This window comes from Kitasatospora sp. NPDC127116 (assembly GCF_042677365.1).
GTDB lineage: Bacteria > Actinomycetota > Actinomycetes > Streptomycetales > Streptomycetaceae > Kitasatospora > Kitasatospora lactacystinica.
In genome coordinates this window covers 1-14,360 of sequence record NZ_JBHXTL010000127.1, presented here as the reverse complement: position 1 = coordinate 14,360, position 14,360 = coordinate 1, and the positions used below count along the sequence as shown (strand labels likewise).

The 14,360-nt window shown below is 73.7% G+C and carries 12 protein-coding genes; 4 read left to right on the top strand and 8 right to left on the bottom strand.

The window, feature by feature from the left end:
• Nucleotides 1-121 precede the first annotated feature (121 nt).
• Nucleotides 122-1,237: an oxygenase MpaB family protein gene (locus tag ACFVHV_RS35245; protein ID WP_380356861.1), complete on the bottom strand. Its 1,116-nt coding sequence runs from the start codon at nucleotides 1,235-1,237 to the stop codon at nucleotides 122-124.
• Between the two features lie 230 nt (nucleotides 1,238-1,467).
• On the bottom strand, nucleotides 1,468-2,772 hold the full coding sequence (locus tag ACFVHV_RS35240) for an MFS transporter (protein ID WP_380356858.1): 1,305 nt from the start codon (nucleotides 2,770-2,772) through the stop codon (nucleotides 1,468-1,470).
• A gap of 281 nt (nucleotides 2,773-3,053) precedes the next feature.
• On the opposite strand from ACFVHV_RS35240, the gene ACFVHV_RS35235 reads away from it, so the two are divergent.
• From ACFVHV_RS35235 to ACFVHV_RS35225, 3 genes are all read left to right on the top strand, one after another.
• Nucleotides 3,054-4,385: a condensation domain-containing protein gene (locus tag ACFVHV_RS35235; protein ID WP_380356856.1), complete on the top strand. Its 1,332-nt coding sequence runs from the start codon at nucleotides 3,054-3,056 to the stop codon at nucleotides 4,383-4,385.
• A gap of 34 nt (nucleotides 4,386-4,419) precedes the next feature.
• On the top strand, nucleotides 4,420-5,523 hold the full coding sequence (locus ACFVHV_RS35230; RefSeq protein WP_359904857.1) for an alkene reductase: 1,104 nt from the start codon (nucleotides 4,420-4,422) through the stop codon (nucleotides 5,521-5,523).
• Between the two features lie 169 nt (nucleotides 5,524-5,692).
• Nucleotides 5,693-6,502 carry an aminoglycoside N(3)-acetyltransferase gene (locus tag ACFVHV_RS35225; RefSeq protein ID WP_380356853.1) on the top strand — a complete coding sequence of 270 codons (810 nt, stop codon included), beginning with the start codon at nucleotides 5,693-5,695 and terminating at the stop codon, nucleotides 6,500-6,502.
• Nucleotides 6,503-6,568: 66 nt separating this feature from the next.
• Here ACFVHV_RS35225 and ACFVHV_RS35220 read toward each other — a convergent pair whose 3' ends face one another.
• From ACFVHV_RS35220 to ACFVHV_RS35200, 5 genes are all read right to left on the bottom strand, one after another.
• On the bottom strand, nucleotides 6,569-8,107 hold the full coding sequence (locus ACFVHV_RS35220) for a M1 family metallopeptidase (RefSeq protein WP_380356852.1): 1,539 nt from the start codon (nucleotides 8,105-8,107) through the stop codon (nucleotides 6,569-6,571).
• A 205-nt stretch (nucleotides 8,108-8,312) separates the two neighbouring features.
• On the bottom strand, nucleotides 8,313-9,185 hold the full coding sequence (locus ACFVHV_RS35215) for a sulfurtransferase (protein WP_359904869.1): 873 nt from the start codon (nucleotides 9,183-9,185) through the stop codon (nucleotides 8,313-8,315).
• A gap of 200 nt (nucleotides 9,186-9,385) precedes the next feature.
• Nucleotides 9,386-10,468 carry a methyltransferase domain-containing protein gene (locus tag ACFVHV_RS35210; RefSeq protein WP_359904872.1) on the bottom strand — a complete coding sequence of 361 codons (1,083 nt, stop codon included), beginning with the start codon at nucleotides 10,466-10,468 and terminating at the stop codon, nucleotides 9,386-9,388.
• A gap of 158 nt (nucleotides 10,469-10,626) precedes the next feature.
• Entirely contained in the window at nucleotides 10,627-10,953 is a 327-nt protein-coding gene (locus ACFVHV_RS35205; RefSeq protein ID WP_359904875.1) for a hypothetical protein, read from the bottom strand.
• A 166-nt stretch (nucleotides 10,954-11,119) separates the two neighbouring features.
• Nucleotides 11,120-11,728 carry a polysaccharide deacetylase family protein gene (locus ACFVHV_RS35200; RefSeq protein WP_359904878.1) on the bottom strand — a complete coding sequence of 203 codons (609 nt, stop codon included), beginning with the start codon at nucleotides 11,726-11,728 and terminating at the stop codon, nucleotides 11,120-11,122.
• 508 nt (nucleotides 11,729-12,236) lie between these two features.
• On the opposite strand from ACFVHV_RS35200, the gene ACFVHV_RS35195 reads away from it, so the two are divergent.
• Nucleotides 12,237-13,097 (top strand): SAM-dependent methyltransferase, encoded by an 861-nt coding sequence (locus ACFVHV_RS35195; RefSeq protein WP_359904884.1) that lies wholly within the window; start codon nucleotides 12,237-12,239, stop codon nucleotides 13,095-13,097.
• A 51-nt stretch (nucleotides 13,098-13,148) separates the two neighbouring features.
• Here ACFVHV_RS35195 and ACFVHV_RS35190 read toward each other — a convergent pair whose 3' ends face one another.
• Nucleotides 13,149-14,018, bottom strand: a complete 870-nt coding sequence (locus tag ACFVHV_RS35190; protein WP_380356847.1) for an Fpg/Nei family DNA glycosylase — start codon at nucleotides 14,016-14,018, stop codon at nucleotides 13,149-13,151.
• Nucleotides 14,019-14,360: the final 342 nt, after the last annotated feature.

Here is a 14,360-nt window from a genome sequence, read left to right as displayed (position 1 = left end):
GGGGGGTGCCCCGGCCTGTGGGCGGGGGGGGGGCGCCCGGCCGCGGGCGGCGAGCGGCAGGCGACGGACGGCAGGCGGCAGGCGGCAGGCGGCAGGCGACGGACGGTGGACGGTGGACGGATCAGGCCGAGGAGTCGGTCAGTCCGGTGGGCACCTGCCACTCCCGGCGCCGGCCCTTGTTGGTCAGCAGCAGCCCCTCCTTGAAGACCAGCAGCCCCAGCCGGCTCGCCAGTTCGGCGAGCGGCGGCAGGGTGTCGCCGGTCTTGCCGTACCCGAAGGAGGGCAGGGCGGCGGCGCTCAGCCCCAGCCGGGTGAGGCTGTCCGCCGGGGGCACCTTGACGACGTCGGCGGACCTGTCCCCGATCAGGTGCCGGATCAGCGTGGGGCCCGCCCCCGGCGGGACCGGCAGCACCTCCTTGATGAAGTCCAGCACGCCCTTCGTCAGCACCGTCCCGGCCTCCGAGGGCCGCTGCTGCCGGCGGATGACGGTGTCCTTCAGGGCCTCGCCGTCGCCGAACTTGGCCGGGTTCAGCTGCTCGTGGACGCCCAGGACGTGGCCGACCACCCGCCAGATGTGGAAGTAGGCGTCCCGGTCCTCGGGCGGCAGCTCGACGCCCAGCTCGCCCAGGCCCTGCGGGATCAGTACCGAGAAGCTCAACAGGGTGCCGGCCAGGTCCTCCTGGTTGACCGGCACCCCCAGCGCGGCGGCGTCCCAGTCGCCCAGCTGGGACACGTGGTAGCGCATGGTGGCGTGCAGCAGTCGGACCTTCTGCGCCGAGCGGAGTCCGTGGCCGCTCGGCCCCAGGCCGTCGTCGTCGAGGACGTCGACGACGAACTGCGAGGTCTCCGCCAGCCGCCGGTACACCCCGGAGGTGAGGCGCTGCGAACGGACCAGCACCTCGGCCCCGTTGCCGCAGGTGTAGCAGAGCGGGAGCGAGCCGCAGAGCAGGATCGCGGCGATGAGCGGCTGGTAGCGGCCGAGCAGCCGGTGGCCGCGCTCCATCTGCTCCCGGTCCGCCCAGGAGGGCAGGACCGCGGTCTCCTCGAAGTACTGCTGGAGCTTGGGCGGCAGCCCCGCGGGGACGGTGTCGCTGTTCCGGCCGAAGCCGAGCAGTGTCTGCCGCACCTCCTCCTGCCGGCCCAGCGCGTAGGTCTCGGCGATGGCGGCGTCCCCGAGCGGGTCCCCGGTGCTGCGCATCCGGTCGAGCAGGTCGTCCGTCCAGCCATTGGCGGCCATGTGGTCCTCCGTCGAGTCGACAAGCGATCCGTATACGTATCACCGCGCTCCGGGCCGACCCGGCAACCTCACCCGTACGAGGGCGCGCCGACCGCGCCCGGGCCGCCCTCCATCCGTACGGGGCGACGGTCCTCGACCGGGCCGGCCGGTTCGCCGCCACCGCCCGGTGGCGGCCGCCGCCCGCCGAGCGGCACGCCCGCTCCACGGGCCGGCGCGGGCCCCGGATCGGCTCAGCCCGCCGTGGCCGACGCCGGGGCCGGACGCGCCGGCTCGGCCACGGTGCCGTCGGCCGCCCCGCCCAGCGTCGCCAGCCGCCGCAGGGCGGCCCGGCGCTGGAGCGCGCCGAGACCGACGGTGGCCGCGCCGAGACCGAGCCAGCCGAGCGGTCCGGCCGCCATCACCACTCCGGTCAGCAGCAGCGGCCCGACCGACTTCTGCACCGACTGGGACATCCCGGCGACCCCCAGGTACGAGGCCCGGGCGCCCGGCGGGGCCAGCACCACCGCCAGCTCCCAGGAGCTCACCGAGCGCAGCAGCTCCGCCAGGGTGATCAGGACCGCCGCGCCCAGCAGCGCGACCGAGGCCACGACCGGCCCGGCGCCGGTGGCGAGCACGATCAGCAGACAGCCGCCCAGCACCGTCACCCCGTACCAGCGCAGCGCGGCGGCCGCCCCGAGCGCGCCCTCCGCCCAGGCCGAGACCCGCAGTTGCAGCAGCACCACGAGCACCGTGTTGAGCACCAGGAAGACCGGGACGACGGCGTGCGGCGCGCCGGTGCGGTGGACCAGCCAGAGCGGCAGCCCGACGTTGAGGATCGAGTCGTCCAGGTTCAGCGGCATGTCCAGCAGGACGAACCGCAGGTAGCCGCGGTCGCGCCAGGGGCTCGGCACGGCGGACGGCGTCCCGGCGGGCTCGCCGCCGGGCCGGTCGCCGGCCTTCGCCGCGACCAGGCCGCGCCCGGACGGCTCCCGGGTGCGCCGGACCAGCACGGCGGCCAGCAGGTAGGACAGCCCGTTGGCCGCGATCAGCACCCGGTAGGCGCCCGCGGTCCCCACCGCCAGTCCGATCGCGGCGACGCCCGCGCCGAGCGCGTACCCGGCGTTGGCCACGCTGCGGAACAGTGCCTGGTAGGTGGCCCGCCGCTCGCCCGCCACCCGGGTCGCGAACAGCATCTCCAGCGTCTTGGCGGCCCGCTCGGCCAGGCAGATCAGGGCCACCACGGGCAGCAGCGCGCCGAAGTCGTCGACCACCAGGAGCAGTCCCATCGCCCCCAGCCGCAGCAGGTGGCAGCCGATCAGCAGCCACCGCACCGGGACCCGTTCGGCCGCCCGCCCGGCCAGCGGGGACCCGGCGATCCCCGCCACCGCCCCCACCCCGAGCAGCAGCCCCAGCTGCCGCGCGTCCATTCCGCACGCATAGGTGAAGTAGAGCACCGAGGCCGCCGCCCACACCCCCGTGCCGGTCCGGTCGACGCACTGCGCCAGCAGCATGATCCGCGCGTCCCGCCCGCCCGGCGGCCGCCGCAGCTGCGCCATCAGTCCGTTTCCCCGCATGGCAGTCCCCCGTCGCGTGATCGACATCAATCTCGACATCAAGATACTTCACGTCAAGAGACCTTTGGAACCCCCGGGACCGCCGGCGGCGACGAGCCGGCAGGCTCCACCCAGCCCCCCTCGACGGACCCGCGCACTCGACCGGCGCCACCCGCGCAGCCCTCGACGCGCGGCGGGCGGTGCGCCACACTCTCCCCAGCAGCACCCGCGCTCCCAACGCACCGGCACGACTCAACGACCACCGCACCACGGAGAGCCGATCGGTGACCACTCGTCAACTTCTGGAGATCCCCTTCTCGTCCGGCCGGACCGGATCCGGCCCGGCCACCTGGGGCCAACGGGCCATCTGGGACGCCGTACGACAGCTGCCGCCGGCCGATGCGCCGCGCTACAACATCGCCACCGCGGCGCCGCTGGACCCGGGGCTGCCGCTGCCGGTCCTGCTGACCGCGCTGGAACAGCTGCTGCACCTGCACGACTCGCTGCACACCCGCCTGCTCCCGGACGAGGCCGGCGACCTCCGCCAGACCGTGGACGGCGAAGGCACCCTGGCCGTCCACCTGCTGACCGCCGGGGAAGGCCAGGACCCGGCCGGGCAAGGCGCCCGGCTGCACGAGGAACTGGCGGCCCAGGCCTTCGACACCGCCGTCCAGTGGCCGCTGCGGATCGGCGCGGTGACGGCCGGCGGGCTGGTCCGGCACGTCAGCCTGGTGCTCTCGCACACCGCGGTGGACGGCTCCGGAATGAGCCGGCTGGTCGCCGACCTGGCCGCGCTCTGCCTCGGCGGCTCGCCCGAGGAGCTGGCCGAGCTGCGCCGATCCACCCGACAGCCGCTGGAGGAGGCCGAGTTCCAGACCTCCGACCGGGGCCTGCAGCGCGATGCGGCGGCCCGCAAGCAGTTCGTGCGCAAGCTCCGGCTGGGCCCGGACCGGCTCTTCCCGCCGGCCGCCGAGCAGCCCGCCCGGTTCCCGAACGCGGTGCTCCGCTCCCCCGCCCTGCCCCGGGCCGTCGAGCGGGTGGCGGCCAGGCACCGGGTCAGCACGGGCTCGGTTCTGCTCGCCGCGACGGCGGCGATGACCGCCCGGCTCGCCGGCTCGACCGAGGCCGTGCTGAACGTCGTGGTCAACAACCGCTTCCTGCCCGAACTGGCCGACGCGGTGAGCGTGGTCGCGGGCGACGGCCTGTTCCGCCTTCCGGACGCCACGGCCGAGTTCGGCGAGGTGGTGCGCCGGACCCACGCCGCGGCGATCGGCACCTACCGGCACGCGTACTACGACAGGTCTGCCTTGGCCGCCGAGGTCGCGCGACTGACCGCCGAGGGCGTCCGACTCGCGGACCGCTCCTGCGTGTTCAACGACACCCGGGAGCTCCTCCCGGTGGCGGCCGACCCCGGCGAGGACCGGACCACGCTCACCTGGCCGGTGGAGTTCGAACCGCGCCCCGGCCTGACCTACGCCCTGGACGTCCTGCAGTCCGCCGAGGCACTGAGCCTGGCCATGACGGCGGACCCGTCCCTGCTCCCGCGCACCGCGATGGAACGGTTCCTCTGCGGCATCGAGGAGTTGATCCTCACCGAGGCCGCCGAGCGCGCTTGAACCTGACACTGATGTCAGGTTCTACCGTACCGGCATGACCACCACCGCCACCGCAACCCTGCTCACCCCGTACCGCCTCGGCCGGCTCGACCTGCCGAACCGCGTCGTCATGGCCCCGATGACGCGGTACCGGGCCGCCGAGGACGGTACGCCCCTGCCCGTCGTCGCCGAGCACTACGCCCAGCGCGCGAGCGCCGGCCTGATCGTCACCGAGGGCATCTGGCCCAGCCGGCAGGGCCAGTCCGGCTGGCGCCTGCCCGGCCTGGAGACGCCCGCGCACGTGGCCGGCTGGCGCGCGGTGACCGGGGCCGTGCACGCCGCCGGCGGCCGGATCGTCGCCCAGCTGATGCACGGCGGACGCCAGGGCCACCCGCTCAACCGGCTGCTCGGCGACGTCCCGGCCGGCCCCTCCGCCGTCCCCGCCCCGGGCCCGGTGCACGTCAAGGACGGCGGCAAGGCCGAGGCCGTCACCCCGCGCGCCATGACCCGCGAGGAGATCCACCGCACCGTCGCCGACCACGTCGCCTCCGCCCGCCTGGCCCTCGACGCCGGCTTCGACGCCGTCGAACTCCACGGCGCCAACTCCTACCTGATCCACCAGTTCCTGGCCGACAACACCAACCTGCGCACCGACGAGTACGGCCCGCGCACCCTCGCCGACCGGCTGCGCTTCCCGATCGAGCTGGTCACCGCCGTCGCCGAGGCCGTCGGCCCCGACCGCCTCGGCCTGCGACTGTCCCCCGGCAACCCGCAGTTCGGCATGCACGAGGCCGACCCCGCGCCGGTCTACCGCGCGCTGCTCGGCGAACTCGACGCCCTCGGCCTGGCCTACCTCCACCTCACCGACAACGACGACTACCCGGCCCTGGCCGACCTGCGACCGCGCTGGTCCGGCCCGCTGATCGGCAACGTCGGCGAGAACCGCGCCGCCACCGACCGCGAGCGCGGCGAGGCGGTGCTCGCCGCCGGCCTGGCCGACCTGGTCTCCTACGGCCGCGCCTTCATCGCCAACCCCGATCTGCCGGAACGGTTCGCCGCGTACGCCCCGCTCGCCCCCGTCGACCCCACCCACCTCTACGGCCAGGAGGCCACCGGCTACACCGACTACCCGCGCCTGCGACCGGCCGTCCGACCGTGAGCCGGATCGTGAGCCGGATAGCGCACCGACCCGCGATCCGGACCGGGTTCCGACCCGGCCTCCGGCCCGCGGACCGACCGACGGCACCCCCGTCCTGACCGACTGTCAGTGCCACCCGCTATGGTCGGCCCCGAACGATCCCAGCACGAACAGCACCGCAGGGGGCACCATGACCACACCGGGCACCGGCCCGCTCACCACCGCCGATCTCGTGGAGGGCTGGCACCGGGCGGGCGTCCGCGAGGGCATGGCGCTGATCGTGCACTCCTCGCTCTCCAGCCTCGGCCGGGTCGAGGGCGGCGCGGCGGCCGTGGTGGCCAGCCTGCGCGAGGCGGTCGGGCCCGGCGGCACCGTCGCCGGGCCCACCTTCACCTCCGACACGGTCCGTGACCCGGCCCCCGGGCACAGCGGCGCCCCCGGCCCCGAAGTGGCCGAACTCCGCTCCGCCGTACCGCTGTTCCACTCCGGGCTGCCCTCCGCCACGGGCGCGGTGGCGGAGGCTCTGCGCACCCTGCCGGAGAGCCTGCGCAGCACCCACCCGCAGGTATCGGTCGCCGCCGTGGGCGCACACGCCCGGGAGGTCACCGCCCGGCGCTCGCTCGGCTTCGCCGTCGGCCGGGAGTCGCCCTTCGGCGCGCTGCACGACCTCGGCGGGTACGTGCTGCTGGTCGGCGTCGGCCACAACCGCAACACCTTCCTGCACTACGCGGAGACCTTCGCGCCCAACCGCCGGCTCAAGCTCCGCCGCTTCCCGATGGCGATCCAGGGCGAGCGGGTCTGGATCGAGGCACCGGACGTGGCGGACGACAACGACACCCACTTCCCGGTCGTGGGGCGGGAGTTCGAGAAGAGGGCGGGCATCCGCGAGGTGCTGGTCGGCGAGGCGGCCTGCCGCCTGGTCCCGGTCCGCGAGCTCATACCCTTCGCCGTCCGCCGCCTCACCGAACTGCTGGCGGCCGACGGCCCCGGAGCGGCATAGGCCGGGCCGACGGTCCCCGCCGTGCGCGCGGAACCGCCGGCCCGATCCTCCTGTGCGGCCCTGCCGTCAGTGACGTCCCTCGTGCACCGAGCTGCTCTCCTGGATCTTCTTCCAGGACTTCGGCTCGGCCGGCGGCTGCCCCGCGTCCCGGCCGGCGTCAGCGCCCGGCGCCGGCGAGGCAGAGGCCGCGGCAGCGGTGCCCGGCGGCACCGGTCCGACCGCGGGCTTGCTCGGGGTGAACAGCCAGGTGTTCAGCAGGTCCCCGAGCTCCTTCCCGGAGACCTTCTCGGCGTAGGCCTGGAACTCCGGAATGGTGGCGTTGCCGTAGCGGCGCTCGGTGGGCCAGCCCTTCAGGATCTGGAAGAACTTCTCGTCCCCGACGGCGTTGCGCAGCGCCTGGACGGCCACCGCACCGCGCTCGTAGACCGCACCGGAGAACTGGTCGTCCGGGCCCGGGTCGCCCGGCTTGATCTTCCAGAACGGGTCGTCGGCCGGGTGCGAGGCGTAGACGTAGTCCGCCAGTTCCTGCGCGGTGCCCTCGTTCTCGTGCTCCGACCAGAGGAACTGCGCGTACCGGGCGAAGCCCTCGTTCAGCCAGATGTCGCTCCAGCGGGAGAGCGAGACGCTGTCGCCGTACCACTGGTGGGCCAGCTCGTGCACGACCACGGAGGTGTTGGAGCCCTTGGCGAACTGCCGGGGGCTGTAGAAGATCCGGGTCTGGGTCTCCAGGGCGTAGCCGGTCGGCACATTGGGGACGTAGCCGCCGACGGAGCTGAACGGGTACTCGCCGAAGTAGCCGCTCAGCCAGTCCACCAGCTCGCCGGTGCGCTCGACGCTCGCCCGGGCCGCGTCGGCGTTCTCCCCGAGGTCCTTGCTGTACGCGTTGTAGACCGGCAGCCCGCTCGCCGTGGTGTCCCGGGTGACGTCGAACTTGCCGATCGCCAGCGTGGCCAGGTACGTCGCCTGCGGCTTGTTCTCCCGCCAGCTGTACCGGGTCCAGCCCGCCTGGGAGGTGGTGCCGGTCAGCACGCCGTTGCTGATCGCCTGGGTGCCGTCCGGCACCAGCACCGAGACGTCGTAGGTGGCCTTGTCGCTCGGGTGGTCGTTGCTCGGGAACCACCACCAGGCCGCCTCGGGCTCGTTCGCCGCGATCCCGCCGTCCGGCGTGCGGTGCCAGCTGGTGAAGCCGTACCGCTTCACGGTGGACGGCACGCCCTTGTAGCGCACCACCACGGTGGCCTGGGCACCCTTGGCGAGCGGCCGGGCGGGGGTGATCTCCAGTTCCTGCTCGCCGCTGGTGGCGAAGGCCGCGGGCCGCCCGTTGACCCGGACCTCGGAGACGTTCAGCGCGAAGTCGAGGTTGAACCGGGAGAGGTTCTGGGTCGCCGTGGCGAGGATGGTCGTGGTGCCCTCCAGTTCGTCGGTGGCGGGCTGGTACTTCAGCCGGATGTCGTAGTGGGAGACGCGGTAGCCGCCGTTGCCGTAGCTCGGGTAGTACGGGTCGCCGACCCCGGCCGCGCCGGGTTGGAAGTCGGAAGCGGAAGCGGGGACGGCCAGGAACAGGCTCAGGGCACTGGCAGCAGAGACGATCAGCCTCTTGCGCACGTGGTCCTCCAGGGATCACCGGAACGATGGGGTTGGATCGATCCTTGTCCCGGGTGCGCCCCGTCCACTCCCAAATTGTGAGATGTTCATGAAAAGAAACCCGCCGACATGACGGCTTCGCAGCGCTGCCGCGAAGCCGTCACACCGTCCCGCGGGCCCCACCCGCCACCCGCACCCCACCCGTAACCCCCGCCCCACCCGCCACTCACGCTCCGAGCGTCACCGGCGCCCGCACCAGCGAGCCGTACTCCGTCCACGAGCCGTCGTAGTTCTTCACGTGCGGGTACCCGAGCAGCTCGGTGAGCGCGAACCAGGTGTGCGCGGAGCGCTCGCCGATCCGGCAGTACGCGATCACCTCGCGCTCCGCTTCCACGCCCTTCCCCGCGTACAGCTCCCGCAGCTCCTCCGCCGAGCGGAACGACCCGTCGTCGTTGGCCGCCTGCGACCAGGGGACGTTGACCGCGCCCGGGATGTGCCCGGGCACCTGCGCCTGCTCCTGCGGAAGGTGCGGGGGCGCGATCAGCTCGCCCCGGAACTCGGCCGGCGAGCGGACGTCCACCAGCACCGCGTCCGCCCCGGGCTTGGCGAACACCTCCGCCTTGGCCAGGACTTCGTCCCGCAGCGCCCGCAGCTCCGGCCGTTCGGGCCCGCCGATCCGGTAGCCGGTGTGCTGGTAGTCCATCACCTCGGGGGTGAGCTCCCGCCCCTCCAGCTCCCACTTCTTGCGCCCGCCGTCCAGCAGCCGCACCGGCCCGTAGCCGCGCAGCCGCAGCAGCCAGTAGGCGTAGGCGGCGAACCAGTTGTTGTTGCCGCCGTAGAGCACCACGGTGGTGTCGTCCTCGACCCCGGCCGCCCGCAGCAGGTGCTGGACGCCCTCGCGGTCGACGTAGTCCCGGCCGACCTGGCTGTGCAGGTCGGTGGTCCAGTTCCAGCCGACCGCGCCGGGGATGTGGTCCCGGTCGTAGGCCTCGGTGTCCTCGTCCACCTCGACGACCCTGATCGTCCCGTCGTCCAGGTGGTGGGCCAGCCATTCGGTGCGGACCAACGCCTCGGGGTGCGCGTAGCCGTTGCCGGTCATCCCAGGCCCTCCTTCGCTCTGCCCAGGTTGCTGCGCCCGACGGGGCACGGCGGGCCGCACGAGGACGGCAGGGCGTACGGGCACGGCGAGGCGCCGGCGACCGGGCCGGACAGTTCGAACCTACGCCGCCCGGCCGGCCCCGGCCACCCCGGCCGCGGGATCCGCCCGGGCCCCCGCCCGGGAAGCCCGCCCGTGCGCCGTCAGCCCTGCGCCGCGCCGTCGAGCCGCGCCACGTAGTACAGGTTCAGCACGTCCCCCTCGACCCGCTTCGCCTCGACCGAGCGGAACCCGGCCACCGCCAGCATCCGCCGGGCCGTCTGCTCGCCCCAGACCGTCCCGAGGCCCTCCCCGCCCTCACCGAGCGAGACCGTCATGCAGTAGAAGGTCGAGAAGGTGTAGAGCGCGGGCGCCAGCGGGTGGCCGATGTTCTCCGCCAGCTCGCTGCTGGCGGCGATGTCGCCCATCAGGAAGACGCCGTCGGGCCGCAGCGCGCCCGCGACGGCGGCCAGCGTGCGGGTCGGGCGGGCCAGGTCGTGGATCACGTCGAAGGCGGTGACCAGGTCGTACTCCCCGGTCAGTCCGGCCGAGTCGGCGACCTCGAACCGGGCGTTGCGCAGGCCCAGTTCGGCCGCCGCCGCGCGGGCGGCGGCGATCCCCTCGGCGGAGATGTCGATGCCGGTGAACCGGCTCTCCGGGAAGGCCCGGGCGAGCACCGTGACGGCGTGCCCCTGCCCGGTGCCGACGTCCACCGCGTCGATCCCGGCCCGCAGCCGCTCGGTCAGCCCGTCCGCCAACGGCACGATCGCGTCCACCAGCGCCAGGTCGTACACCCGGGCGGTCTCCTCGGCCTGGAGCCGCTGGAAGCGCGGGTACGCCGAGTACGGCATGCCGCCGCCGGTGCGGAAGTGCCCGAGCAGTTCCTGTTCGACCTCGCCCATCATCGCGAGGAAGGGCATCATCCCGGCCAGGTTGTCCGGCCCGGCCGCCCTGGTCAGTGACGCCGCGTGCTCGGGCGGCAGCACGTAGGCGCGCTCCTGCGGGTCGTACTCCACGAAGCCGGCGACGACCATGCAGCCGAGCCACTCGCGCACGTAGCGCTCGTTCAGTCCGGCGGCCCGCGCGATCTCCTCGCCGGTCGAGGGGGCGAGTCCGGCCATCAGGTCGAACAGCCCGGTCTGGTGGCCGATGCTGACCATCAGTCCCAGGCAGGCGTCGTTGAGGACCTGCAGCACGCGCCCGCCGAAGGCCTCCTGTCTCACCGCGTCCAGTTCCCGTACGGACATGACTTCCTCCTCCGCGGCCGGGACGGCGCCCCCCTCCTCAGTCACGCTACGCCGCTCACCCGAACGGCCCCACGGCACAGGCGGTGGGGCCGTTCGGCGGATGGTCCGGCGGCTCCCGACGCGGCGCCGGACCGTTCGGATCAGCGGTGACGGTCCGCTCAGGAGAAGACGACGGAGCGCAGCTTCAGCCGGTCGCCGAGCTTCTTGCCGGGGTTCATGACGTAGAACACGTCTCCCGTGCAGCCGAAGTCCAGGTAGACCGTGGCCGTGGAGCGGGTGAGGTTCTCCGGCGCGAAGCCCGGAGCGTCCTCGGTCGTCCACGGCAGGTCGATGCACTCGCGGCTCTGCGGGTCGGCGAGGCCGGTGATGACCCCGGGGCCGACCTTGTAGAGGAAATCGCCCTCCGCGGCGTTGGCGGAGAAGGGAACGGCGAGGACGAGGGCGACGGCGCTGGCGGCGGCGAGCACGGCGTTGCGGAGACGCATGGGTGAGGGCCTTTCAGGTGGTACCCGGCGGTACCCGGATTCATCGGTGCGAGATCACCCTAGAGGCCCTAAATCCGCAAAAACGGTTCTTCTAATCCACCTATTCGAGTGGTTTAAAGGTTAAAACCGCTACCCGTCACTCTGCGGAGGTCCACCGGAAACCCCGTCAGTTCGGCGGAGCGGTGAAGTAGTACCCCGAGTCGACGAGCACCGGCAGGTACGCCTTCAGCGCCGCCACCGTCTGCGAGCGGTCCCCACCGCCGTCGTGGTTGAGCACGATCGACCCGGGCCGGACGTTCTTGAGGATCCGGTCGATGATCGCCGAGGTGCCGGGCCGGGCCCAGTCCCTCGGGTCCACCGACCAGGCCATGTTCCGCATCCCGAGGTCGGCGGCCACCTTGAGCGAGGCCGCGGACCAGTCCCCGCCCGGCGCGCGGAACCAGGTGGGCTGCCGGCCGGTGGTGCGGTGCAGCAGGTCGGAGGTGCGCTCCAGCTCGTCCCGCACCTTGGCCTCGGACAGGTGCCGCAGGTCCGGGTGGGTCCAGGTGTGGTTGGCGATGTGGTGGCCGCGGTCCGCGATCTCCCGCACCAGGGCGGGGTGCTCGACCGCGTTCTCGCCGATCAGGAAGAACGTCGCCCTGATCCCGTACTGCTCCAGCAGCGTCAGCACGGTCGGCGTGTGGCGGGGGTCCGGGCCGTCGTCGATGGTGAGCGCCACCACCCGCCGCTCCGGGTCCAGGTCGTACACCGGCTTGGCCTCCGCCTCGGTGAGCACCCGGCGCACGGGCACCGCACTCGGCACGGCGGACGGCGGCGCCGACGAGGACGCCGCGGACGGCGTGCCCCCCGGGGTCACCGCCGGCGCGGCGGCCGTGGCCGGTGCGGCACCCGGCCCTCCCGGCGCCCCCTCGGGCCCCACCGGGGCGGACCGGGCGGCGCCGCCGCCCGCCCCGTCCGCGGCTCCGCCCTCCCCGCCGCCCACGTAGCTCCGACATCCGGCAGCCGTGCCCAGGAGGGACATTCCCGCCGCAACCAGTAGCAATCTGCGCGAAGTAATCTGACGATCTGACAGCATTGTGGATGCATGCCCCGGCCGTCGCCGCCCCTCCCGGGGGCAACTCCGACGGCCCCGATCACCACTCCGACGGCCCAGGGCCATCGGCCGTCCACCCCGCTTCCGGAGATCTTCCACGGATCTTCCCCGACCGGACGCTCCACCTCCTGTCCGGACCGCTACGCTGTGCCTTCCCCAGTGTGATGATCTGCCATCAGAGGACGTGGCCATGACGACAAGTCAGGACTCCCCCCGCCCGGGCCCGCAGGACGGCGACTCCCCCGAGCTCAGCCAGTGGGAACGTTTCGGCGTCGACACCACCGCCCCGCACTCTGCGCGCGTGTACGACTACTGGCTGGGCGGGAAGACCAACTTCCCGCCGGACCGCGCCATGGGGCAGGCCATCGAGCAGGCCGTTCCCAGCGTCAAGGCGATGGCCAAGGCCAACCGGGCGTTCCAGGGCCGGGCCGTGCGCCACCTGGCCCGGGAGCACGGCATCCGCCAGTTCCTCGACCTCGGCACCGGCATCCCGACCTCGCCGAACACCCACGAGATCGCCGAGGCGGTCAGCCCCGGGACCCGGGTGGTCTACGTCGACAACGACCCGATCGTGCTCGCCCACGCCCGCGCGCTGATGGTCTCCAGCCCGGCCAGCCGCACCACCTACATCCACGCCGACCTGCGCAAGCCCGAGGAGCTGTTCGCCGACCCGGCGCTCACCGCCACCCTCGACCTCACCCAGCCGGTCGGCCTGCTGATGATCGCCGTCCTGATGCTGATCGCCGACGAGGACGACCCGTGGGGCCGGGTGGCCGCGCTGCGCGACGCCCTTCCGGCCGGCAGCTGCATCGCCCTGACCACCCCGACCCCGGACTTCGACCCGGAGGCCGTCGGCAAGGTCGCCGAAGCCGCCCGGGCCGGCGGGATGACCCTGGTCCCGCGCGGCTACGACGACGTGGTCCGCTTCTTCGACGGCTGGGACCTGGTCGAGCCGGGCGTCGCCCCGGTGCTGGCCTGGCGCCCGGACGGCGAGCCCCCGGCCGACCCGAAGGCCGCGTACTACTGGGGCGGCGTCGCCATCAAGCGCTGACCGACGAACGCCGGGTGGGACGGCCGCGAACCGTCCCACCCACCGCGGCCGTCACTTCAGCAGCCGCGACAGCCGCCGGTCCGCCAGCGGCCTGCCCCCGGTCTGGCAGGTCGGGCAGTACTGGAACGAGGAGTCCGCGAAGGACACCTCACGAATCGTGTCCCCGCAGACCGGGCAGGGCTGACCGGTCCGGCCGTGCACCCGCAGCCCGAGCTTCTTCTCCGCCTTCAGCTCCCCCGCCGCCAGCCCGCGCGAACGCTCCACCGCCTCGCGCAGCGTGCCGCCCAGCGCCTCGTACAGCCGGGCCACCTCGTCCTCCGTCAGGCTCCCGGCGAGCTTGTACGGCGACATCCGGGCCGCGTGCAGCACCTCGTCCGAGTAGGCGTTGCCCACCCCCGCCAGCACACCCTGGTCCCGCAGCACGCCCTTGAGCCGCCGCCGCTCGCCGTGCAGCAGCGCCGCGAAGTCCGCCAGCGTGAACGCCGGGTCCAGCGGGTCCGGCCCGAGCCGGGCCACCCCCGGCACCTCCGCCGGGTCCCGCACCACGTACACCGCCAGCCCCTTCTTCGACCCCGCCTCGGTGAGGTCGAACCCGTCCCCGGCCTCACCCGCCAGCCGCACCCGCAACGCCAACGGGTTGCGCGGCCCCGGCCGCGGCGGCTCGACGGGCAGGCCCTCCTTCCACCGCAGCCAACCGGCCCGGGCCAGGTGGACCACCAGGTGCAGCCCCTCGGCCTCGACGTCCAGGAACTTCCCGCGCCTGCCCACCGCCCCGACCGTCCGCCCCTCCAACGCCGTCACCGGCGGTTCGTACGTCTTCAACGCACTGATCGCCACCGGCTGCACCCGAGCGATCACCCGCCCGATCAACCGCTCGGACAAAAAGACACTCAACGCCTCGACCTCGGGCAGCTCCGGCATGCGCCCAGTCTCCCCCACCCCACCAAGACCAGCACCCCCACCCGCCCCCACCCCCTCCCCCGAGAGCACCCCCACCCGCCCCCCGAGAGGAGCGCCCCCACCCCCACCGCTAAGGTGCCCCCTCCCCAACAAGGCCCCCGCGAGAGGGACGCGCTGCGGAAGGGGGCGGCGCAGGGGGTGGGTGCGGAGAGGGGCGTGACGGGTGATTTTCAGACTGCCAACGACGCCCAGCGCCCCACCCACAGGGTCGGCAGTCTGAAAATCACCCAGCCCCCGGAGCACCCACCCCCTGCGCCGCCCCCCGGGGGGGGGCGGGCCGGGGGGGGGGGGGGGGCCGGGCGG

What these genes read in the sequence shown, in the direction of transcription:
- ACFVHV_RS35205 (WP_359904875.1), bottom strand. Translation starts at nt 10,953, where the DNA reads ATGCGTCTCCGCAACGCCGTGCTCGCCGCCGCCAGCGCCGTCGCCCTC.
- ACFVHV_RS35225 (WP_380356853.1), top strand. Translation starts at nt 5,693, where the DNA reads ATGACCACACCGGGCACCGGCCCGCTCACCACCGCCGATCTCGTGGAG.
- ACFVHV_RS35215 (WP_359904869.1), bottom strand. Translation starts at nt 9,185, where the DNA reads ATGACCGGCAACGGCTACGCGCACCCCGAGGCGTTGGTCCGCACCGAA.
- ACFVHV_RS35210 (WP_359904872.1), bottom strand. Translation starts at nt 10,468, where the DNA reads ATGTCCGTACGGGAACTGGACGCGGTGAGACAGGAGGCCTTCGGCGGG.
- ACFVHV_RS35195 (WP_359904884.1), top strand. Translation starts at nt 12,237, where the DNA reads ATGACGACAAGTCAGGACTCCCCCCGCCCGGGCCCGCAGGACGGCGAC.
- ACFVHV_RS35245 (WP_380356861.1), bottom strand. Translation starts at nt 1,237, where the DNA reads ATGGCCGCCAATGGCTGGACGGACGACCTGCTCGACCGGATGCGCAGC.
- ACFVHV_RS35230 (WP_359904857.1), top strand. Translation starts at nt 4,420, where the DNA reads ATGACCACCACCGCCACCGCAACCCTGCTCACCCCGTACCGCCTCGGC.
- ACFVHV_RS35240 (WP_380356858.1), bottom strand. Translation starts at nt 2,772, where the DNA reads ATGGCGCAGCTGCGGCGGCCGCCGGGCGGGCGGGACGCGCGGATCATG.
- ACFVHV_RS35190 (WP_380356847.1), bottom strand. Translation starts at nt 14,018, where the DNA reads ATGCCGGAGCTGCCCGAGGTCGAGGCGTTGAGTGTCTTTTTGTCCGAG.